Below are 22,355 nucleotides of genomic sequence, written 5' to 3'. Positions count from 1 at the left end.
GTGTAGCATTTGCTATGTGAAAGTAGGACATTACCAGGCTTCAAATTGTAGAGAGCCCGACTAGAAATAGTCGGGCTTTTTTACGTCTGTAGAAAAGTGAAATGCGCGCAATTAACATACACTCATATCGCGACACAAAGATAGTGTAGCATTTCACTGTGGCTCTCCACCGCTGTGGGCACTACGACATTACCAGGCTTCAAATTGTAGAGAGCCCGACTAGAAATAGTCGGGCTTTTTTACGTCTGCAGAAAAGTGAAATACACGTAATTAGCATCCACTCACAGCATCACCCATCACGTATGTCGGGCAAGCGCAGCGACTCCCGACGCAGAAATCACAGAAAAATCCCTTAATATCTCAGTCGGCCAATAAAGTAGTATTTGCTACGTGACTTTCTACCACTGTAGGCACTACGACATCCTACTGCGTAGCGCACCGACTTCAAATTGTAGAGATCCCGACTAGAAATAGTCGGGCTTTTTTACGTCTGCAGAAAAGTAAAATACGCGTAATTAACATCCACTCACATCAACACCCATCACGTAGATCGGGTGAGCTTAGCGACTTCTGACATTAATTTAATTTTTTTATTTTTTATAAAAGCTAACTACTTTCATTTCCTTAGATAACAAATTTAATTTTGCTTTGTTACTGTCTTTGATTTAGGATCAAATCAGTTTAAAACCAAGAACTAACAGCCTGTGTATAGATTATTAATTAGCGCCATATCCTTTTTATTTTGTTTTTCTGTGTCGGCAGTTGAAGTAACTGATCTATATCAAGATATTTTAAAAGTGGATGACAAAACACGAGATACTCGATTAGCTGCGAGCCGTAAAGCTTTGCTTAATGTTTTAGTGAAAGTAAGCGGTGATGAAACTGCAGATCAAAATAAATTAGCGCAGCAACGTACTAAAGATATTTCTGATTATATGCTTAAGTTTGAATATGACGAGAGAGCAAATGGACAATTGAAACTCGTTGTTAAATTTGAAGCTCGAAAGATCAACGCGCTAATCAAAGAGTTAAACTTACCTTTATGGGGAGTACAACGTCCATTAGTCGCAATATGGTTAGGTATTGAAGACAATTGGCGCAGAGAATTGGTAACACAAGAAAGTTACCCGCAGTTAGAGCAGTTAATTTATGACAAAGCAGGGCGTCGTGGTTTACCTGTCGTTGTTCCATTACTTGATTTACAAGATCGACGTCTAGTAGGTATTCCTGAGGTGTGGGGTAACTTTTCAGAACCAGTAGAAGAGGCCTCTAGACGCTACAGTGCTGAGCGAAGTATTACAGCAAGAATGTATAAAGAAGCTGATAGCGAAAATTGGATTTTAGATTGGCGTTTTACTAATGACGATCAATTTGATTCAAATAGATTAACGGGCGATAAGCAGCAAATAGTGAGTCAAATGATTGATACCTTAGCACGAGGTCTTGCAAGCGAGTATGCAATTGACCCAAATGCTTATTATGAACAAGCAACTGCTACGCTCACGCTAAAAGGCACACAAAGTTTTGTTGATATAGAATTAGCGAAACGAAGATTATTGAGCCTAAGTGTTGTTACGCAAGTCAAAATTGTTCGTAAAACACCGGAATTTGTTGAATTTAAATTAAATCATACTGGTAACTTGAGTGATCTTAAAAAAGGGTTAGGGCTAGACTCTTCATTTAAAGATTATGAGGATCCACGCGCATTTTATCATGTTGTTGATAAAAATAGCTTAGAGTATCAATGGGTAACACCATAATGCTAATGTCTGAGCCGATGCAAATGGCACTACCGGTTACTTTACCGGATGACGAAACATTTGCATCGTATTTTGGGGGAGAAGACTCTTTGGAGGTTAATCACCTAAAAGATAGCTTTTCCAAATTAGCAAAAACGTTTCAGTATACATACCTATGTGGTTTAGGTGATTCGGGCAAGTCTCATCTTTTATATGCAACCTGCATAAAAGCACAAGAGCGTGGCTTATCTAATATGTTGCTGTCTATGCGCGAAGTAATTGACTTTGGACCTATGGTATTAGACGGTTTAGAAGCACTTGATGTTCTATGTATTGATGACGTGCATTTAGTTGCAGGGAATGATGCGTGGGAAAAAGCACTATTTAACTTTTTTAACCGATTTAACGAACCCGGTAAAATGTTAGTAGTAACTGCTGATTTACTTCCTAGCATGCTCAATATATCTCTGCCTGATTTAGAGTCTCGTTTAACGTGGGGAACAACCTTTCAAATTCGTTCTATGAGTGATGACGATAAAGCACAAGCACTTGTTAAGCGCGCTCACATGCGCGGCCTTGAATTAAGTGATGAGTGTGCACGCTTTTTATTAACCCGTTTAAGCCGTGATATGCGAGCTTTATTAGATGTACTCGACAAATTAGATCATGCATCTATGGCTGCACAGCGAAAATTAACTATTCCTTTTATAAAATCAACGTTAAAGCTGTAGTAGGTCTAGAATCTAGACCCTGCTTTCAGTTATCATAAGCTATTATCAGAGCGTGTTTACCTTTCCTGATTGGAATTTGTTTAATTTAAGTGGGCTTTAATCGCGTCGTGAGGACATTAGCATAGTTTTTATATGCAATACCCGAACAACAAAGAGAGTAGCCACAAGATAAACACTTCGAACAACACGTGTTTGGTCTTTATTTAGGGTTATTGCATGACTTATGTAGGAAACTACAGCCGAATGCTTAACCTTATTTAATAGCCAACCACACAGTTGAGAAGCAATCTTGAAAGGCCAACACGCTCTTAAGCAATCACCTTCTGTGAAAGATCAGGTATCGAATGAACTTAGAAAACATATTAGCGCAAGCACTTGAGGCGGTAGCCAGTGCCAGTGAAATAGCGCAGTTAGAAGATATCAGGGTTAATTACCTTGGTAAAAAAGGCGAAATCACTAGCTTACTTAAAACGTTAGGTAAAATAGCACCTGAAGAACGTAAAGAAGCAGGCCAAGTTATAAACCAAGCTAAACAGGATGTGCAAGCTGCTATTAACGAAAAGCGTGAATTGCTTGCAAGTAAAGCACTTGAAGAAAAGCTAGCTGCTGAAACTATAGATGTAACTCTGCCAGGACGTGTTATGCCTACCGGCGGTTTACACCCAGTTACGCGCACTATTGAGCGTATAGAAAGCTTTTTTGGTGAGTTAGGTTTTGAAGTTAAATCTGGTCCAGAAATCGAAGACGATTTTCATAACTTTGATGCGCTAAATATCCCTGAGCACCATCCAGCACGTGCTGATCATGATACCTTTTATTTCAATCCTAAATTAGTACTACGCACACAAACTAGTGGCGTGCAAATTCGTACTATGGAAACTGAGCAGCCACCACTGCGCATTATTTCACCTGGACGTGTATACCGTAACGATTACGACCAAACACATACACCAATGTTCCACCAGGTTGAAGGTTTAATGGTTGATAGCGATGTTAGCTTTACGGAGTTAAAAGGTATTTTGCATGATTTTTTACGTAACTTCTTTGAAGAGGATATGGAAATTCGTTTCCGTCCTTCATTCTTCCCATTTACAGAACCTTCAGCTGAAGTAGATGTTATGGGTAAAGACGGTAAGTGGTTAGAAGTACTAGGCTGCGGCATGGTACATCCCAATGTACTTAAGTCTGTGGGCATTGACCCAGAAAATTACACCGGCTTTGCCTTTGGCATGGGTGTAGAGCGTTTAACAATGTTGCGCTATGGCGTAAACGATTTGCGTGCATTTTTCGAAAATGACTTAAAATTCCTGAACCAGTTCCGTTAAGAGTGAAACAATAAAATGAAATTTAGTGAAAAGTGGTTAAGAGAGTGGGTTAATCCTGCTATTGATTCGCAAGCTCTTTCGGAACAGCTTTCAATGGCTGGTCTAGAAGTTGATGGTGTTGAGCCTGCTGCTGCCAAATTTAATGGCGTAGTTGTTGGTGAAGTTGTTGAATGTGGTCAACACCCTGATGCAGATAAACTTCGTGTTACCAAAATTAACGTAGGTGGCGATGAGCTACTTGATATCGTGTGTGGTGCACCAAATTGTCGTTTAGGTATTAAAGTTGCTGTTGCAACTGTGGGCGCTGTACTTCCTGGTGACTTTAAAATTAAAAAAGCCAAACTACGCGGCCAACCTTCAAACGGAATGCTATGTGCTTTTGTTGAGCTAGGTATTAGCGAAGAAGGCGACGGCATTATGGAATTGCCAAGCGATGCACCAGTAGGCACTGATTTACGTGACTACCTAGGTCTTGATGACAATATTATAGATGTTGACTTAACACCAAATCGTGGTGATTGTTTAGGTATTAAAGGCCTTGCTCGTGAAGTAGGTGTTTTAAATAGCATTGACGTAAATGTATTAGATATCCCAGCGGTTACGCCAACAATTGATGACAAAGTATCAATTGAGCTAGTTAACGAAGATGCATGTCCTCGTTACCTTGGCCGTGTGATAAAGGGCATTAACCTTGATGCTGAAACACCACTTTGGATGGTTGAAAAATTACGTCGTAGTGGCGTACGTTCTATCGATCCTGTAGTTGATGTTACTAACTATGTATTACTTGAACTTGGTCACCCAATGCACGCGTTTGATTTAAATGCGATTGAAGGTGGTATTAAAGTTCGTAGTGCAAACGCAGGCGAAGAACTTGTTTTATTAGACGGTAATACCGCTAAATTAAACGACACAACACTTGTGATAGCCGATCATAATAAAGCACTTGCAATTGCGGGTATTTTTGGTGGGGAGCAATCAGGTGTTACAGATAAAACATCTGATATATTACTTGAAAGCGCATTTTTTAATCCTGTAGCAATTGCAGGACAAGCACGTAGCTACGGTTTACACACTGATGCTTCACACCGTTATGAGCGCGGTGTTGATTTTGCTCTACAACACGATGCAATGGAACGTGCAACAGCACTTCTTCTTGAAATTGTGGGTGGTCAAGCAGGTCCAGTAGTTGAAGCTGTTGCGGCTGATAAACTACCAAAAGTGACTGAAGTACGTCTTCGTCGTGCACGTTTAGACCGTGTTATTGGTCATCATATTGAAGATGCTAAAGTAACAGATATTCTTACGCGTTTAGGTCTTGATGTTAAAGTAGAAAATGAAAGCTGGAGTGCGGACGTACCAAGCTACCGTTTTGATATTCGCATCGAAGAAGATTTAATTGAAGAAGTAGCACGTGTTTACGGTTACAACAGCATTCCAAATGTTGCACCAACTGCAAAACTTAAAATGACGACACATAACGAAGCAACTATTGCGCTTAGCAAGTTCCGCAATACGTTAGTGACTCGTGGTTACCAAGAAGCAATTACGTACAGCTTTGTAGACCCTAAAGCACAAGCTATTTTACACCCAGAGTGTAAAGCAATGGTATTACCGCATCCTATTTCAATTGAAATGTCAGCAATGCGTGTAAGTTTAATGCCGGGTTTATTAGCGTCTGTAGCGTATAACCAAAATCGCCAACAGCCTCGTATTCGTTTATTCGAACATGGTCTTAAATTTATAAGCGACGAAAGTGCAGAAAATGGTGTTTACCAAGTACCGGTTATTGGTGGTGTTATTACGGGTCTTGTAAATGGTGAACATTGGGTTGAAGAAAAACGCAATGTTGATTTTTACGATTTAAAAGGTGATGTTGAAGCCTTACTTGCAATTACCAATGACATTACTCGCTTTGAAATTAAAGCCGAGCAGTCAGATGGACTTCACCCTGGTCAATCAGCAGTAATATATGTTGATGGTAAAAAGGTTGGTTTTTTTGGTGCTTTACATCCTCAAGCTCAAAAGTCGTTAGATATCAACAACGCAACTTTTGTTTTTGAAATTGAAATGTCAGCAATAGAAAAAAGAAATTTACCGCAAGCCGAAGGGGTGTCTAAATTCCCTTCAAATCGCCGCGACATCGCGATTTTAGTGGCAGACAGCGTTAAATCTGGCGACATTTTAAGCGTGATCGAAAAAGTTGGCGGAAATCAATTGGTTGACCTAAACTTATTCGATGTGTATAAGGGCAAAGGTATTGAGCCAAATTATAAGAGTTTGGCGATTGCTCTAACACTGCAAGCGGTTGATAGAACACTCGAAGAGAAAGATATCAATCTAGTAGTTGATAACGTGGTGGCCGAATTGGCCGAACAGTTTAATGCATCGTTGAGGGACTAGATATGGCGCTTACTAAAGCCGACATAGCTGAACACCTATTTGAAAAGCTCGGGATCAATAAAAAAGATGCCAAAGATTTAGTTGAAGCGTTTTTTGAAGAAATCCGCTCAGCGCTAGAAAAAGGCGAGCAGGTTAAGCTCTCTGGATTTGGTAACTTTGATCTTCGAGACAAAAAAGAAAGACCAGGCCGCAACCCGAAAACAGGCGAAGATATTCCTATTTCGGCACGTCGCGTGGTGACTTTTCGACCAGGTCAAAAGCTTAAAACCCGCGTAGAAGTGGGCACAAGCAAAGCAAAATAAAAAAAGGCAGCGTAAGCTGCCTTTTTATTTGCCTGAATAACCTAGTTATTAAATTATACCAACCTGCATAAATCTTTGATCAATTTAACGAACTAAATAACACTATAACGTCGTTAAAATATTTTTATCTAGAACAACTAGATACAAAATTTTTGCCTAGTTCTAGCGTAATTTCCTTAACGTTAAATAGACCCCATACATAAGCAGATTGGTATTAGGTTATTTTTGCGCTTATAAATTAAAACTCTCGAGGAGATACAAAATCACCTGCCATTATTTGCTGAAATGTTTGCTCTGCAAGTACATCTAGGCTATCTAAGCTTTTACCATTTGCGACTAATTTCTGCTCAATTTCAAATACATCAATATTTTCAATCCCCGACATTTGCGCTACTTTAGAAAATATATATGCGTGCTTAAACTTATCATGTTTATAAAAAAGACTAATAAGTGATGTATACACTTCCGGATTCGGTATGTTGTCTTTTTTATTGAGCTCTAGAGTTTTATAAAGTAAATCAATGGTTTTTTCATCATCAAATTTAATATAGTACGATGCTAAAAAAAATTGCATTTCGGCACTTTGCGTTACACTTTTATCATTTTCTATAGCCAATAATTTAGTCAACGCACTTTGGTTGTTATTTCGTGACCATTGGTAGTAGAGCAAACCTGGGTGGTTTGTATTTTGGGTATCTTGATATAACCGAGTCATTTCTTTAATACTCGTTAATTGACCATCAATACGTGACGTTTTTTTAGCTTTTAACTTAATATGTTCAATTTTAGCGGCCAAAGTTATGCATTGGTTATAAGATTCAAAGTCCTTGAGTAATTGGTATTTATTTTCATCAGTAGGGTCTTTGTATTCTATGTAGCGTTTGATAATTACATCAGAACGCTCATCCTTGCAGTGACTGTCTTTGTTTAAGTCGCTACAAAAGCCAGCTGTTTCTTTGCACACTTGTGCGAGTGTTAACGGCTCTTCACACCCTGCCAATGTTAGCAAACCCAATAGTACACTTGCTTTTTTAAGCATTCCTTAACCCCAAATGAATATTTACTTTGTTATTCTAACGCAATCATTTAATGCCTAACAGTAGAGAATAACTTCAGTTTAAATTAGAATAGCCCTGCCTGAAGTGCATTACTCTCAAAATATAGTGCATTTTTAAAGGCTATCCGTTCAAAATGATAAACTTAGGTAAATAAAATGACCTCATCTCACGAGTTAGAATACACAAATAGTTGGCAAGAGCGCCAAGATTACGCAGAAAGCATGCAACCAATTATTGGTAAGCTTTACCGTAATCGTGGTATCGAAATCGCTGTATATGGCCGTCCTCTCGTAAATGCCAGTACTATCGATATTATCAAATCTCACAAAACCGTTGCTCAGTTTGAAGGCACTAAATTACGTTTGCGCGAAAGCTTCCCATTTTTAGAAGCTATCAGCAAAATGGAATTAAACTCAGCACGTATTGATATTGGTAAGCTTGCATATAGTTATTTGTTCACTGAAGCCGCAAAAGGTCGTTCAGTAGAAGAGTTTGTAAAAGATGAACTTGCAGAAATAACAGACTCACCAGCGAAAGAGCCACGCGATGTAGTATTGTATGGTTTTGGTCGTATCGGTCGTTTATTAGCGCGTTTATTAATTGAAAAATCAGGTCCATATTCAGATTTACGTTTGCGCGCTATTGTTGTGCGTGGTGGTAAAGATGGGGATCTTGAAAAGCGTGCAAGCTTACTGCGTCGTGATTCAATTCACGGTCCATTCAATGGCTCAATCACGATTGATAAAGAACGCAATGCAATTAAAGCTAACGGTAGCTACATTCAAGTTATTTACGCTAACTCTCCTAGCGAAATTGATTACACTCAATACGGTATCGACAATGCATTAATTGTTGATAACACCGGTATTTGGAAAGACGAAGCGGGCCTTGGCCAGCACCTAGAGTGTAAGGGCGCTGCCAAAGTATTATTAACAGCTCCTGCAAAAGGCAATATCAAAAACATCGTATATGGTGTTAATAACAAAGATATTTTACCTGAAGATAAAATTGTTTGTGCAGCAAGCTGTACAACCAATGCAATTACACCAACGCTTAAAGCATTAAACGATAAGTTTGGTATCAATAATGGCCATGTTGAAACTGTACACTCGTACACGAACGATCAAAACCTTATTGATAACTACCACAAAGCAGAGCGCCGTGGCCGTGCCGCAGCACTCAATATGGTAATTACTGAAACAGGTGCTGCAAAAGCGGTTTCAAAAGCATTACCAGAGCTTGAAGGCAAGTTAACAGGTAACGCAATCCGCGTACCTACACCTAATGTGTCGCTAGCTATTTTAAATCTTAACTTAGCAACAAGCACATCAGTTGAAGAGCTAAACGCATTTTTACGCGACACAGCACTTCATTCAGACTTACGTGATCAAATTGATTACACAGCATCAACGGAAATTGTATCTACCGATTTAGTAGGTAGCCGTTACGCAGGTGTTGTTGATTCACAAGCAACAATTGTTGAAGATAACCGTATTGTTTTATATGTATGGTACGACAATGAGTTTGGTTACAGCTGCCAAGTAGTTCGTTGTATGCGCGATATGGCCGAAGTGTCATTCCCAAGCTTACCTCGCTAATTTATTTGCAGTGACTTAAAAGCCAGCATGTTGCTGGCTTTTTTGGTCGTGTATTATTTTTAAAGCGTATGCCTTGTGATAGGCTTTAATTAAGAAAGTGCACATTCGTTTTACTATTTATAAAATAATGTCAGTTCTGTGAATTAATAAGCAGATAAACTTATTCAACCTAAAGGTTTTTTCATGAAAATCAGCAGCAATTTCGACAGTGGTAATATCAAAGTTATTGAAGCCACCGATCCTTTAAATATTCAATTAGAAATTAATAAAGATCACCAGTCTGAATTTTATCAGTGGTTTCACTTTCGTCTTGAAACAACACCTTACCAATTGCATAAGTTAAATATTAATGAGCTTGATAAATCAGCTTACCCAGATGGTTGGGAAGGGTACCAAGCCGTTGCATCATATGACCGCCAAACATGGTTTCGTGTACCATCAAGCTATGAAAATGGCACATTAAACTTTGAAATTGAACCAGAGTGCGGCAGCGTATATTTTGCTTACTTTGCGCCATACAGTTACGACCGCCATTTAGATTTATTATCTTGGGCACAAAGCCAAGGCGCTTGCCAATTAATAACGCTTGGTGAAACACTCGATGGCCGCGATATGAGTGTGCTTAAAATTGGTGAGCCAAGTGAAGACAAGAAAACCATTTGGATCACAGCACGTCAACACCCAGGTGAAACAATGGCAGAGTGGTATGTTGAAGGTCTACTGCACAAACTTCTTGATGACGAAGACCCACATGCAGCTGCGCTTCTATCAAAAGCAGTTTTTTACGTTGTGCCTAATATGAATCCAGACGGTAGCGCACGCGGACATCTTCGTACTAACGCTAAAGGTGTTAACTTAAACCGTGAATGGCAAACACCAAGCATGGAAAATAGCCCTGAGGTTTACTTAGTGCTTAATAAAATGCGCGAAGCTGGCTTAGATATGCACTTAGACATACACGGCGATGAAGCTATCCCATATAACTTTGTGGCAGGTAGTGAAGGTATTCCAAGTTACGATGAACGCTTAAAAGGTTTAGAAGATAGCTTTAAAGCTGCGCTTTTAACTATTACACCTGAGTTTCAAGATGAGCATGGCTATCCAAAAGATGAGCCAGGTCAAGCTAACCTAACGGTAGGTTCATCAGCTACGGCTGAAGAATTCAAAGCATTAACGTACACAATTGAAATGCCATTTAAAGATAACAACGCTTTACCGGATCCAGATTACGGCTGGTCAGATCGTCGTTCGTATCAATTTGGTCAAGATACATTAGCGGCTATTGTTAATGTTGTTGATGATTTAAGATAAAACGTTTATCTAAAAGGGTATCAATAGTTTTGATACCCTTTTTGCTTTTAATAAAACCTCTTGTATAAAAAAATAATAATCATATAGCAGCTTTATTCTTAAAACGTTTTCAACGCTTCTTCGCTGCGTATCATCACCGTATCGGTACAAATCAATCTACTTTCATTTAAATACTACAGATGTAGTGCCTTTCGCAAAGCGTGTAATTATATATTTTGAAAATTAAGTGTTAACAAAGTTAGGTTACTTAAGTTAAGATTAATTAAATCATGAGTCGGGACGGGAGAGGTAAAACCTTATTTCGTAAAGCTTATGTAGCGTAGTAGCTAAAGCAGAGTCTCGTAATTAAAAATAATAAATATAACTATAGAGGATATCCATGGAAGCTTTTGTAAGTGCTGTTAATGATGTTGTTTGGAGTAATGCACTCATCTATTTATGCCTAGGCGCAGGCTTGTTTTATTCAGTATTAACTCGATTTGCTCAAGTTAGACATTTTAAAGAAATGTGTAAGTTATTATTTAGTCCTAACACGTCTGATAAAGGTATCTCATCTTTTCAAGCCCTTGCAGTATCGTTGTCTGGACGCGTAGGCGTTGGTAATATCGCAGGTGTGGCAGCAGCTATCGGTTTTGGTGGGCCAGGTGCTATTTTTTGGATGTGGGTTGTTGCATTTTTAGGTGCAAGCACTGCATACGCAGAGTCTACTTTAGGCCAAATTTATAAAACAGAAGAAGACGGGCAATACCGTGGTGGCCCAGCGTATTATTTTGACCGTTGTTTAGGGCAAAAGTGGCTAGCTGTTTTATTTGCTGTTTCGGCGATTATTGCCTGTGGTGTATTTCTACCTGGTGTACAAGCAAATGCAGTAGGTAATGCGTTTACCCAAGTGTTTGGCAGTGGCAACATGGTTACTACTAGCTTTGGTGACGTAGGTAGCTTTAAGTTAGTCGCTTTAGCAATCATCCTTATTGTTTTAGCGTTTATTATTTTTGGCGGTATAAAGCGTATTGCAAACTTTACGCAAGTAGTAGTGCCATTTATGGCACTGGGTTACATAGTACTGGCATTAATCGTGGTATTTTTAAATTTAGATAAAGTAGCTGATATATTCTATTTAATTATTAGTGATGCATTTACTGCACAGGCTGGTTTTGGTGCCGCTATTGGTTGGGGCGTAAAGCGTGGTATATATTCTAATGAAGCTGGCCAAGGTAGTGGGCCTCATGCTGCAGCCGCTGCAGAGGTTGATCACCCAGCTCAACAGGGTTTAGTACAAGCTTTTTCGGTTTATGTTGATACCATTTTTGTGTGTACTGCAACAGCATTAATGATTTTAATAACGCAGCAATATAATGTTGTGGGTGATTTACCAGCAGGACAGTTTATTGTACAAAATGTCGATGCAGCGACTGAAGTAGGCTCAGCAGCCTTTACTCAAATGGCTTTATTTAGTGTATTTGGCAGCTTTGGACAAGCATTTGTCGGTATTGCATTATTCTTCTTTGCCTTTACCACAATACTTGCTTATTACTTCATTGCAGAGACAAATATTGCTTACTTAAATCGTTACTTTAAAGGCAATATCCCGCTTGTCCTTGTGAAATTTGTGATTATGTTCATGGTTGCATACGGTATGGTTAATAATTCAGGTTATATCTGGACTATTGGAGATATTGGCGTTGGCTTAATGGCTTGGATTAACATATTGGGTATTTTAGCTATTTTCTTTGTAGCTAAGCCAGCTTTGTTATGTTTGAGCGATTATGAGGATCAGAAGAAAAAAGGCGGAAAAATCACATTTGACCCAGTTAAATTAGGGATTAAAAACGCCTCGTTTTGGGAAAAGCGTTTAGAGAAACAGTCAAAAGACGCTGAGTAATTAAACTTAGTGGGCAACTTAGAAAATTATAGCCCCTAAATCAGTTGTTGGTTTGAATTCAAAAAAGACAACGAGAAATAAAACAAGTACAATAAAGGCGCCGAAAGGCGCTTTTTTTATGCGTAGTATGGAGAGAAGTATGGCGATTATTCGTTGCCCAAAATGTGCAAAATCAATTTCAGATAAACATAAGCAATGTCCGCATTGCGAAAGCAACATTGCAGAGCTAAACGACGAGCAAGTTTTACAACTTCAGCGCGAACAGCGAATTAAAAAAAAGCAGATGTTTATAAATCACTCCTTTTTGGCGCTTATCTTATTTTTAGGTGGTTTTTTCTGCTTGTACTTTTTACAACCGCAAGAAGAAACACTTCAGTGGTATGCTTACACTGCCGCGATAGGCATAGGCTGTATTTGGTACCTTGTAAATCGTATTATTTTAGTGACTCTAAAAAAGAAAAAATGACATGAACATCGACAATCTTGTACAAAATATTACTCCCGAATTATTCGAACGCTTACAATACGGTGCTTCTACTGGCAAGTGGCCAGACGGTACCGTTTTATCAGATGAACAAAAGCAACAAACAGTGCAGTTGGTTATGTTGTATCAAGCAAAGGTGGCTCAATCAAACGAGCAATTTACGATTGGTGCTAATGGTGAAATGATCCAAAAGACAAAAGCTCAACTACAAAAAGAATTCAAATCAGACAACGAAATAGCTAGGTTTAGTGAACATGATCTTTAAGCACCTTTTTACACCTAAGTGGAAACACCCAAAGCAACAAGTACGTCTTGATGCTATCGAAAAATTAGACATTGAACGTGATGCAACCATATTAAACACGTTAGCACTTGAAGATAGCTCAGCTGAAATTCGCCGTAAAGCGCTGCAAAAGGTAAACAATTTGCCGCTATGGTGGAAAGCGTATAAACAAGATCAAGCATTAAAAGATATAGCAGAGCTGCAAATATCTAATGCTGTTTTAAATAGCGAAAGTACACTAACAGCGCAAATCAAAAGTGAATACATAGAGCGTTTTGCACCTGTTAAAACACTCGAAAAGTTAGCATTTGCAGAAAAAGAACTGCAAGTACGCGTTAAATTATTAAAACGTTTAGCAAATCCAAAATTAGTAGAAAAAGCATTTAAAGAAGGTAGCGAAGAGCTACAAACTCAGTTAGTTGAACTTGTTATTACCCATCAATTAATTAAGCCATTAGTAAAACATGCAAAAGGTGATGCAAAAGCAGCACTTGAAACGCATATTGAAAATGAGCGTTTAGCAATTGAAATGCCACTTCAGGTTGAAAGTGCAACACGTGTTATTTTAGCTAAGTTAAATGCTTTACGTGAAAAAACAGATTTTGGTGTTGTAAATTCACAAGCCGGCGAATTAATGGCCCAGTGGCAAGCACTTGAGCTCAAATGGTTAAGTGATGAACGTGTAAAGCTTCTTGATGAAAAATATATTTCTATTACGACTAAGTTAGATGCACACATTGAACAGCTAAAAGCGGTACATGACAAAGAGCAGCAGCAATTAGCGCAACAACAGCGTCAATTATTAGCACTTGCAACACTTGAAGCTTTGGGTGAAGAAATTGAAAATGCCTTACAGCTTGGTCTTGAAACTCCAGAGCAAATTCAACAAGATTGGCTTGATGCAAAAGTAGCGCAAGCTAAGCAAGCTATTAGCGAAACAGAACTTGCTAATAATGCACAATCAAAACTCGCTGTAAGCAAGTTAGAAAAACTATTTACTCAAGTTGCTAAATTACCCGAGCTAACAACGGCTATTAAAGAGTACAAACTCGCTTTTGTAGCATTATGCGAAATTAAGCCAGCAGAAGATTTAGCACAATACGATGCAACTCTAACTGAATTTAATAATGGCTTTAAAACAGCGCGTAATCATTTGAATATTTTAGATGGCGCACTGCAAAGTACCTTTAAAACACAGTTAAATGGGCATAAAAAGCAATTTTTAGCACCAATGAATGAGCTAGTTAAGCCACTTGAAAAAAACCAAAGCCAAGCAAAGCGCAAAGCTCGTGATGTTAAGCGCCTAATTGAAGAAGGTCGTTTTAATGTTGCTTTTGGCGTATTTAAAGGCTTTGAAGAGTTATTTAATACACTTACTGAGCAATATCAGCAGCCACTTGTGAACATAAAAGCAGACCTTGAAGCGCAACTTGCAGATGCGAAAGATTGGCAAAAATACGCTGCAGCACCAAAGCGTAAAGCTTTATTAGAAGAAGTAAGTGCATTAGTAAGCGAAGAGTGTACAGACCCACAACAACGCGCAGAGCAAGTAAAAGCGCTACGTAAACGTTGGAATGAGTTAGGTCGTTTAGATACAGATGAAGAAAAGCAACAAGGCGTGCAGTTTGATGAACAGATCGAGCTGTTATTTGCGCCTTGCCGTAGTTACTTCGCAGAGCAAGAAGTGCAACGCGAAGCATCAAAAGCACAACGTGAAAGTATTATTAACGACATGCATGCGCTCCATTTACAGCCAACTGCTGAGGATGACTTTGATTGGAAACAATATGAAAGCCAATACAATCGTTTAAATAAAGCGTGGCGCAGTGTGGGTAAAGTTGACCCTAAAACATACCGTACACTAAACGATCGTTATAAAAATGAGCAACAACAAGTACTGGCTTTATTAAACGCATTTCATAAAAGTAATGCAGCACTTAAAAATGAACTAGTAGAAAAAGCGCAGCAATTATCACTAAGCGATGATTTAGCCGCTGCTTGCCAAGAGTTGAAGCAAATGCAGCAGCAATGGCAAACCATTGGCTTTGCTGGTTTAAAAGCTGAAAATGCGTTATGGCAAAAGTTTCGTCAGTATAACGATGAAACATTTACTAAGCGTAGTAGTGAGTTTGAGCAGCAAAAACTCGAGCAAAACGAGTCAGATAAACAAGCAATTGCAGAACTTGCTGAGCTTGAAGCAGCACTTAGTGATGTTAATCAAAGAGCGCAGTTGCACGACCTAGAAACAAAAGTGAAAGGGTACACGCAATTTAGATCGTTAGCGCCAAAGGTTACTAAGCTACTAGCTGCTATTGAAGATAAACTTGCATTGCTTACAAGTAAATCTGAGCAAGCTAATTTAGATGCATTAATTACTGCACTTGAAAACAATGAAGCGTTACCAAGTCAGTATCAAGCACCGCTTAAAACAACATTAAGTAAAGAGCAACTTATTACTCGCATGGAAATACTAGCGAACGTAAGTTCAACCGATAAGTCACTTAGAATGGCAGAACAAGTAGCCATGCTAGATGACAAACATCGTGGCGATCATGCTGATTTAAACTATTATTTAAAACAGTTATTAGCGCTCAGTGACGGTTCAGTTGAACCTGACACACTAACGCGACTTAAAGCGACACTTGCAGCTTAATAAAACCAGCACAATATGTGCTGGTTACTATTTTACTAAGCCGCTTTAATAGCGGCTTTTTTATGTATCACTAATTCATAAACAAAAGGGTTCTCATGAGAATTTTAGTTATTATTGCAGCGTTATTTTTAACTGCCTGTAATACCACGCAAGGCATATCAGTATATTCATTTACCAACTCTGAGGTTGAATCTGTACTGGGTAAGCAATTACCAAAGTTAAGTGAAAAAGTAAGCTTAATGGGTTTACCCGTTCAGTTTGATGTAAACGACTTAAGTGTCAACATTGGACCTGATAACCGCGATGTTGTTGTGCTTGGTGCCGATTCTAGCGCTGAAATTAATGCATTCGCTCTTAAATACCCTGTGCGTTTAAAGCTGCAAATTGAAGGTAGCCCATTTTACGACAGTGAGAAAAAAGCAGTGTTTTTACGTAATATTAAATTACTTGATTCGAGTGTAGATGCCGGCGGTTTTAAAGGTAATTTAGGTGCGCTTGATAGCCAAGCAATGGATGTTATTAATGCTTTTTTAGCGGTTAACCCAGTTTATACTCTAAACATGGATGACCCTAAAATGATGCTACTTAGTAAACTTCCACTTGATATGAAAGTGGTTGAAGGCGCAATTAAGCTAGTACCTCGTCTATAAGTAGATCTACCTACTTACAATATACGTATTAATTAGCCTGACTTTCAGGCTAATTAGGTTTTAATATTATGGCGACTCCTCGTACTGTCCCCACTTCTCGGCTTTCTCGATTTGCAAAATTAGGCTCACTTGCCACAGGTGTTGCTACCAACATGTTAGTTGATGGTGCTAAGAGCGCGCTAACTGGTAAAGGTTGGGATAATAAAAGCTTACTGCTACAACCTAAAAACATTGAAAAACTAGCCACACAGCTATCACATTTACGTGGTGCAGCAATGAAACTGGGGCAATTGCTTTCAATGGATGCGGGTGATCTACTTAGTCCTGAATTAGCTCAGTTACTTGCTTTACTTCGCTCAGACGCGAACCCAATGCCTCATAAGCAGCTTGTTGAAGTGTTAAAAGAGCAATGGGGGGATGAGTGGCTAGCGCGTTTTTCTCACATTGAGCTAAGACCTTTTGCAGCGGCTTCTATAGGGCAAGTTCATTTAGCTTATAAAGAAAATGGCGATCAGCTTGCTGTTAAAATTCAATATCCTGGTATTGCAAAAAGTGTAGTAAGTGATGTCGATAACGTTATTTCGTTATTAACGATTTCTCGGTTATTGCCAAAAGATCTTAATATTAAACCACTTATTAATGAGGCTAAGGCGCAGTTATTAGCCGAGGCTGATTATAAGCGGGAGGCTCAGTACTTAATACGTTATAAAAATGCATTAGCAACTAATCCCCACTTTAAAGTACCCAACGTATATCCAGAGCACAGCACACAACAAGTGCTAACTATGGAGTATATAAAAGCAGAACCTATTGAGAGCATTACAGAGCTACCTGATAGTCAAAAAAGCTTTGTTGCAGAGCAACTGATTGATTTGTTTTTTAAAGAAATGTTTGAATTTAAATTAATTCAAACCGACCCTAATTTTGCCAACTTTCATTATCAGCTTGATACACAAAAAATTGTTTTATTTGATTTTGGTGCAACGCGAGAAATATCAACCGAGCTTAGCTTAGCGTACTTAGCCTTATTTAAAGCGGGTAGCGAAAACAACCGAGAAGGTGTACTTAAAGCGGCATCACACATAGGTTATTTTAAAAATGACTTAGTTGACGAGTATAAAAACAACGTCATTGATTTATTTTTAATGGCGTGCGAGCCGCTAAGAGCAGAAGGGGAATTTGATTTTAAAAATAGCGAACTCGCGGTCAAAATTAAAAATGCAGGGCTTGCTCTTAGTGCACAATCTCAGCAATGGCATACACCGCCGGTTGATGCGTTATTTATTCACCGAAAACTTGCAGGACTTTATTTAATAGCCGCAAGGCTAGGTGCAAAAATAGATGTAAAAACGTTATTTAAGCACTATTTATAGCGTTTTAATTTACGCGTAAGTGCGCTTTAAGTAATGAGTGCACTTAGCGTATAAAATTGCCATAATGCTCGCGATATTTCGCGAGGTGCATTTATGATAAAACAATTTTTAAACGATCCCAAATTATTGCTAAACGCCGTAGGTGAGGGCATATACGGTTTTGACCTATCGGGTAATGCGGTATTTGTTAATCCTGCCGCTGAGCGCATGACAGGTTGGTGCGCTGAGGAACTATTAGGTAAAAAAATACACCAATATCATCACCATACTCATGCTGATGGCACACCTTATCCCGCTGATGAATGCCAAATTTACTGCACCATGTTTGATGGAAAACGTCGTGAAGTTAAAAATGAAGTTTTTTGGCGTAAAGACGGTAGCTCATTTGCAGTTCAATACACTTCAACACCGGTTTATCAAAATGATAAGTTAATTGGTGCTGTAGCGGTATTTCGCGATATATCACTGCAACAGCAAACACAAAATGCACTGCAAGAGGCACTTACTCAAGTAAAGCACTTAAGTGAGCAGCTAAAAGATGAAAACAACTACTTAATTGCAGAGCTCAACGAAGACTGGCAAGACTCAGGGCTAGTTGGACAAAGCCATATATTTCAAACCATGTTAGATCAAATAAAACTGGTAAGTGAAACCGACAGCACAGTGCTTATACTTGGCGAAAATGGCACGGGTAAAGAATTAGTAGCCCGTAATTTGTATCGACTAAGCAAGCGTAGCGAACAAGCTTTTATAAAAGTAAATTGCGCCGCATTTACCCCAAGCTTGCTAGAATCGGAATTGTTTGGTCATGAAAAGGGCGCGTTTACAGGTGCCAATGACCGCCGTAAAGGGCGCTTTGAACTTGCTGATAAAGGCACCTTGTTTTTAGATGAGATAGCAGAGCTTCCACTTGAGGCGCAAAGTAAATTACTGAGAGTCCTGCAAGAACAAGAGTTTGAACGCGTGGGTGGCAGCAACACGCTAAAAGTAAACATTAGAGTAATTGCAGCGACTAATCGCGACCTGTGGGAAATGGTACAAAAAGGCACGTTTAGAATTGATTTGTATTATCGGCTCAATGTATTTCCTATAAAAGTACCTGCCCTTAAAGATCGAAAAGAAGATATTCCTTATTTATGCGCTAATTTGATTGCGCAGCTAAATAAACGGCTCGGGAAAAATTTAAAAGGGCTAAGTAAAAAAGCAATTACGCAGCTGCAGGCTTACGATTGGCCAGGCAATATTAGAGAGCTGCAAAATGTACTTGAACGCGAAGCTATTTTATCTAATCAAGCGGTACTTCAGCTAAGTCAGCCTTTGCAAGCGGGTGGTGAAGTAGTTATTAATCCTTCACTTACGCTCGATGAAGCGCAAAAGCAGCATATAACCTCTGTTCTTGTGTTATCGCACTGGCAAATATCAGGTGATAAAGGAGCGGCAGTTAAATTGGGCTTACCTGAGAGTACACTACGCTCAAAAATGCGAAAGTTAGGGATTGCTAAAGATTCGTGATATATCGCGAAGTGCGTTTAATGTCGCGAATTTTATTTTATTGCTTTGAAATAAACCGTTTAATATCAATAATGTAAATAAATTTTCAGCTTGGTCTGAAAGTTGCAAATGCTTGCGTAATACCCGTCATTATGAAGCAAGTACTATGAAGTTTGATATTAAAGAAGAAGACATGATCATTAAGCCCTATAACACCGAAGGGCCAATTTATATCCGCGAGCAAAAAGGATTTTTTCAGCGCATACGCCGTAATTTAGGTTGGCTGTTAATGCTAACTTTTATTGCAATACCGTGGATCCAATATAACGGTCAACAAGCTGTGCTGCTTGATGTGGCAACGCAAACCTTTACTATTTTTGGTTTAACACTCCTTCCTCAAGATTTTATGATTTTAGCCTTGCTATTCATGGTGGGGGCTTTTGCGTTATTTTTTGTAACCAACTGGCTTGGTCGGGTTTGGTGTGGATACACGTGCCCGCAAACAATATGGATGCTCATGTTTTCGTGGGTAGAGCAGCGCATAGAAGGCACGCGAAATCAGCGAATTAAATTAGATAAATCTCAGTGGACGCTAAGTACTTGGCGCAAAAAAATAACTAAGCACAGTGCGTGGATTATTATTTCAGTTTTAACCGCCACCTCGTTTATGGCGTATTTTATTCCAGCAAAAAGTTTGTATATGGAAATGCTTACATTTGAATGGTCAGGTATTACGAGCTTTTGGGTGTTTTTATTCGCTTTTTGTACTTACGGTAATGCAGGGTTTTTACGCGAAAAAATGTGCACGATTGCTTGCCCGTATTCTCGTTTTCAGGCTGTTATGTTTGATAAAGATACGTTGCTTGTTACCTATGATAGCAAGCGCGGTGAAAGTCGTGGACCGCGTAAACGCAAAGCCGATCCAAAAGAGCTTAACTTAGGTGACTGTGTAGACTGTAACTTATGTGTAGAGGTTTGCCCGGCAGGTATAGACATTCGAAATGGCTTACAATATGAATGTATAAACTGTGGCTTATGTATTGATGCTTGCGACGATACCATGGAGAAATTTGGTTATCAAAAAGGCTTAATTAAATACGCCAGCGAAAAACAAATGGAAGGCAAAAAAACCAATCCATTTAGATTAAAACTAATAGGATACGGCGCATTAACGGCTTTGTTAATCATTTCTATGTTTGCATGGATGCTGCAACGCACACCAATAGAAGCCTCAGTACTACGCGATAGGAATGCGCTTTATAGAGTGAACTACGAGGGCCTGGTAGAAAACCCTTATACACTTACTATTATTAATAAAACGCAGCAAGCACTGCATTACAGTATTGCCATAGAGGGCTTGCCAGAAGCAACACTCTCAAGTCCAAGTTCTACACTTATACAGCCAGGTGCAATGAAAAGAGTCCCCGTTACTGTAACAGCCGATGGTTACAATATTGCGCACAAAGTGAGTAAGTTACAATTTATAGTAACAGCGCAAGAAGATGCCAGCATTACTATAACCAAAGACAGCCAATTTTATAAAAATTAGTACACTATATAAGCTCTATATAAACAACGATTTGAGCTCTACCTAGCTCAAGTCATTGTTTAATTCATTTAAAATAAAATGCTTTGCAGATTCTAGATTATCAAAAAGACAATCTTTGAAAGTAACGTCTCTTTTGGCGTTTTGCATTATTCGTTGCATTTGGCTTATAGCAATAGGTGATGTAAGCACAAACGCGCTAATTAAACAGTTGTTTTGCTGCATGCTGTGGCTTATGGCTACCATTTCTTGCTCGGCCTGTGGGGTTGCAGCTACAACGTTTGATGAGTCACTTATATAACCCCATTTTTCGCCTTTAAATGATTGAATGGTTTCAAAAAGCGCTGTTTTAAAATTACTTAAAAGCTCAAGTTCTAGGTTTCCGCTAAATTGTGCAATAACTATATTATTTTCAAGCGATAAATTAACGTGTCCGTTTTCATTTTTGTATTCCATTAATACCTCCTAAATTAGCTTTTTATCTAAATTTAGTTTAGCAGCCAATAGGGTACAAGCGGCTGCAAACTTATTAAAGTGCTTTAATATAGTTAAGGGCGCTTTTAATAACCGCTACTTGCGCCAAAATACATTCTTCATCTGTGGTTGTTGGACTATCAGGGTATACCTCTGTTGTGGTTACATAGGGTGCATCTGTAAAGCCCATACACAAACCTAAATCGCGTGCTGCGTAATTAATAACGCCAAATTGCTCTTGAGGGACGCCTATTAACTGGTTATTTTCATCACTCGGTGCAATGTGCGTGACCTTTGCTACATCTTCGATAATTACTTTTTGAAATTCAGGCTCAGGCTTATTGGTATCGGCCACTAAATAAAACCCATCAGGTATGTTCCAATTAGTGTTTGTTGTGCCTTCACGGGCAGCAAGTGCGGGTCTAAATTCACTGTTATCGCTGTCGGTTGTTTCGTGTAAATCAATATGAGCAACTAAGTCTACATTGAGTGATTTTACAAACGCCATAATAGCTGCTGACTCTTGTGCTGGGCTGCCTTCGTAAAATGAGCGGTTAGGATCAATAGCATCAGGGTTCCAGCGGTTTATTGTTTCATATCCCCAAGGGCTAATGCAGGGCGCAACAACAATATTAAACTGCTCAGAGTGTTGCATAGCGGATGTTTTAGCAAATCTAAGTGCGCCATGTACGCCACTGGTTTCGTAGCCATGTACACCACCTGTGATTAAAACAGTTGGTTTATTGGCATTAAAGTTAGGCGTTTTTAATATATATAATGGGTAAGTACCAGCGGCGTAATTAAGCTCGCCGTATTGCTCTATATCTAAGGTGCTTTTAAGGTCATTAATTAGCGTTACGACTTCGTTTTGGTAACTGCGTTTAATGTTTTGGCGTGCTAACCACTGGGCTTTATCGTTGTTATTCCATTTTTTGCCTGGTGTGCCAATAGGGTATGTGCTGTTAGTCATAATAAACCTTTATATCAACTGTTATTTGTTCTCCTATAAATAAGGAGGGCAATTACAATTGGTAAAATTACTTAATAAAGGC

18 protein-coding genes are annotated in these 22,355 nt (G+C 38.9%); 15 read left to right on the top strand and 3 right to left on the bottom strand.

What is annotated here, in order from left to right; translation table 11 throughout:
- Positions 1–704 precede the first annotated feature (704 nt).
- The 5 genes from H5160_RS19030 (at position 705) to ihfA (ending at position 6,500) form a co-directional block, all read left to right on the top strand.
- Positions 705–1,760 (top strand): DUF2066 domain-containing protein, encoded by a 1,056-nt coding sequence (locus tag H5160_RS19030; protein WP_182738372.1) that lies wholly within the window; start codon positions 705–707, stop codon positions 1,758–1,760.
- Positions 1,760–2,470, top strand: a complete 711-nt coding sequence (gene hda / locus H5160_RS19025) for a DnaA regulatory inactivator Hda (RefSeq protein WP_002960693.1) — start codon at positions 1,760–1,762, stop codon at positions 2,468–2,470. The genes H5160_RS19030 and hda overlap by 1 nt, the downstream gene beginning before the upstream one ends.
- A 344-nt stretch (positions 2,471–2,814) precedes the next feature.
- Positions 2,815–3,795, top strand: coding sequence for a phenylalanine--tRNA ligase subunit alpha (gene pheS, locus H5160_RS19020; RefSeq protein ID WP_182738370.1), 981 nt, complete (start codon positions 2,815–2,817; stop codon positions 3,793–3,795).
- A gap of 15 nt (positions 3,796–3,810) precedes the next feature.
- On the top strand, positions 3,811–6,198 hold the full coding sequence (gene pheT, locus H5160_RS19015) for a phenylalanine--tRNA ligase subunit beta (protein WP_182738368.1): 2,388 nt from the start codon (positions 3,811–3,813) through the stop codon (positions 6,196–6,198).
- A gap of 2 nt (positions 6,199–6,200) precedes the next feature.
- On the top strand, positions 6,201–6,500 hold the full coding sequence (gene ihfA / locus H5160_RS19010) for an integration host factor subunit alpha (protein WP_002960690.1): 300 nt from the start codon (positions 6,201–6,203) through the stop codon (positions 6,498–6,500).
- A gap of 238 nt (positions 6,501–6,738) precedes the next feature.
- Here ihfA and H5160_RS19005 read toward each other — a convergent pair whose 3' ends face one another.
- The gene (locus H5160_RS19005; protein ID WP_182738366.1) at positions 6,739–7,539 is read right to left on the bottom strand and encodes a DUF2989 domain-containing protein; all 801 of its coding nucleotides are present in this window, start codon (positions 7,537–7,539) and stop codon (positions 6,739–6,741) included.
- A 174-nt stretch (positions 7,540–7,713) separates the two neighbouring features.
- On the opposite strand from H5160_RS19005, the gene H5160_RS19000 reads away from it, so the two are divergent.
- The 10 genes from H5160_RS19000 (at position 7,714) to ccoG (ending at position 20,832) form a co-directional block, all read left to right on the top strand.
- Complete coding sequence (locus tag H5160_RS19000) at positions 7,714–9,156, top strand: glyceraldehyde-3-phosphate dehydrogenase (RefSeq protein WP_002960684.1); 1,443 nt, start codon at positions 7,714–7,716, stop codon at positions 9,154–9,156.
- Between the two features lie 183 nt (positions 9,157–9,339).
- Positions 9,340–10,467 (top strand): carboxypeptidase family protein, encoded by a 1,128-nt coding sequence (locus tag H5160_RS18995; protein ID WP_182738364.1) that lies wholly within the window; start codon positions 9,340–9,342, stop codon positions 10,465–10,467.
- Positions 10,468–10,846: 379 nt separating this feature from the next.
- Positions 10,847–12,349: a sodium:alanine symporter family protein gene (locus H5160_RS18990; RefSeq protein WP_002960681.1), complete on the top strand. Its 1,503-nt coding sequence runs from the start codon at positions 10,847–10,849 to the stop codon at positions 12,347–12,349.
- Between the two features lie 139 nt (positions 12,350–12,488).
- Positions 12,489–12,815 carry a hypothetical protein gene (locus tag H5160_RS18985; protein WP_024605018.1) on the top strand — a complete coding sequence of 109 codons (327 nt, stop codon included), beginning with the start codon at positions 12,489–12,491 and terminating at the stop codon, positions 12,813–12,815.
- 1 nt (position 12,816) lies between these two features.
- Positions 12,817–13,098, top strand: a complete 282-nt coding sequence (locus tag H5160_RS18980; protein WP_007378333.1) for a YeaC family protein — start codon at positions 12,817–12,819, stop codon at positions 13,096–13,098.
- Entirely contained in the window at positions 13,088–15,769 is a 2,682-nt protein-coding gene (locus H5160_RS18975; protein ID WP_182738362.1) for a DUF349 domain-containing protein, read from the top strand. Before H5160_RS18980 ends, H5160_RS18975 begins: the two co-directional genes overlap by 11 nt.
- A gap of 95 nt (positions 15,770–15,864) precedes the next feature.
- Complete coding sequence (locus H5160_RS18970) at positions 15,865–16,419, top strand: DUF1439 domain-containing protein (protein ID WP_002960677.1); 555 nt, start codon at positions 15,865–15,867, stop codon at positions 16,417–16,419.
- A 68-nt stretch (positions 16,420–16,487) separates the two neighbouring features.
- Positions 16,488–17,792 (top strand): AarF/ABC1/UbiB kinase family protein, encoded by a 1,305-nt coding sequence (locus H5160_RS18965; RefSeq protein ID WP_182738361.1) that lies wholly within the window; start codon positions 16,488–16,490, stop codon positions 17,790–17,792.
- 93 nt (positions 17,793–17,885) lie between these two features.
- Complete coding sequence (locus H5160_RS18960) at positions 17,886–19,304, top strand: sigma-54-dependent Fis family transcriptional regulator (protein ID WP_182738359.1); 1,419 nt, start codon at positions 17,886–17,888, stop codon at positions 19,302–19,304.
- A 145-nt stretch (positions 19,305–19,449) separates the two neighbouring features.
- On the top strand, positions 19,450–20,832 hold the full coding sequence (gene ccoG / locus H5160_RS18955; RefSeq protein WP_182712924.1) for a cytochrome c oxidase accessory protein CcoG: 1,383 nt from the start codon (positions 19,450–19,452) through the stop codon (positions 20,830–20,832).
- A 42-nt stretch (positions 20,833–20,874) separates the two neighbouring features.
- Here the strand turns inward: ccoG and H5160_RS18950 are convergent, their stop codons facing one another.
- On the bottom strand, positions 20,875–21,285 hold the full coding sequence (locus tag H5160_RS18950) for a hypothetical protein (RefSeq protein WP_182693656.1): 411 nt from the start codon (positions 21,283–21,285) through the stop codon (positions 20,875–20,877).
- A 73-nt stretch (positions 21,286–21,358) separates the two neighbouring features.
- Positions 21,359–22,273, bottom strand: coding sequence for a M14 family metallocarboxypeptidase (locus H5160_RS18945; protein WP_182738357.1), 915 nt, complete (start codon positions 22,271–22,273; stop codon positions 21,359–21,361).
- Between the last annotated feature and the right edge of the window lie 82 nt (positions 22,274–22,355).

This window comes from Pseudoalteromonas sp. SG43-4, assembly GCF_014164325.1.
Lineage (GTDB): Bacteria > Pseudomonadota > Gammaproteobacteria > Enterobacterales > Alteromonadaceae > Pseudoalteromonas > Pseudoalteromonas distincta.
This window is presented reverse-complemented; position numbering and strand designations above follow the sequence as displayed.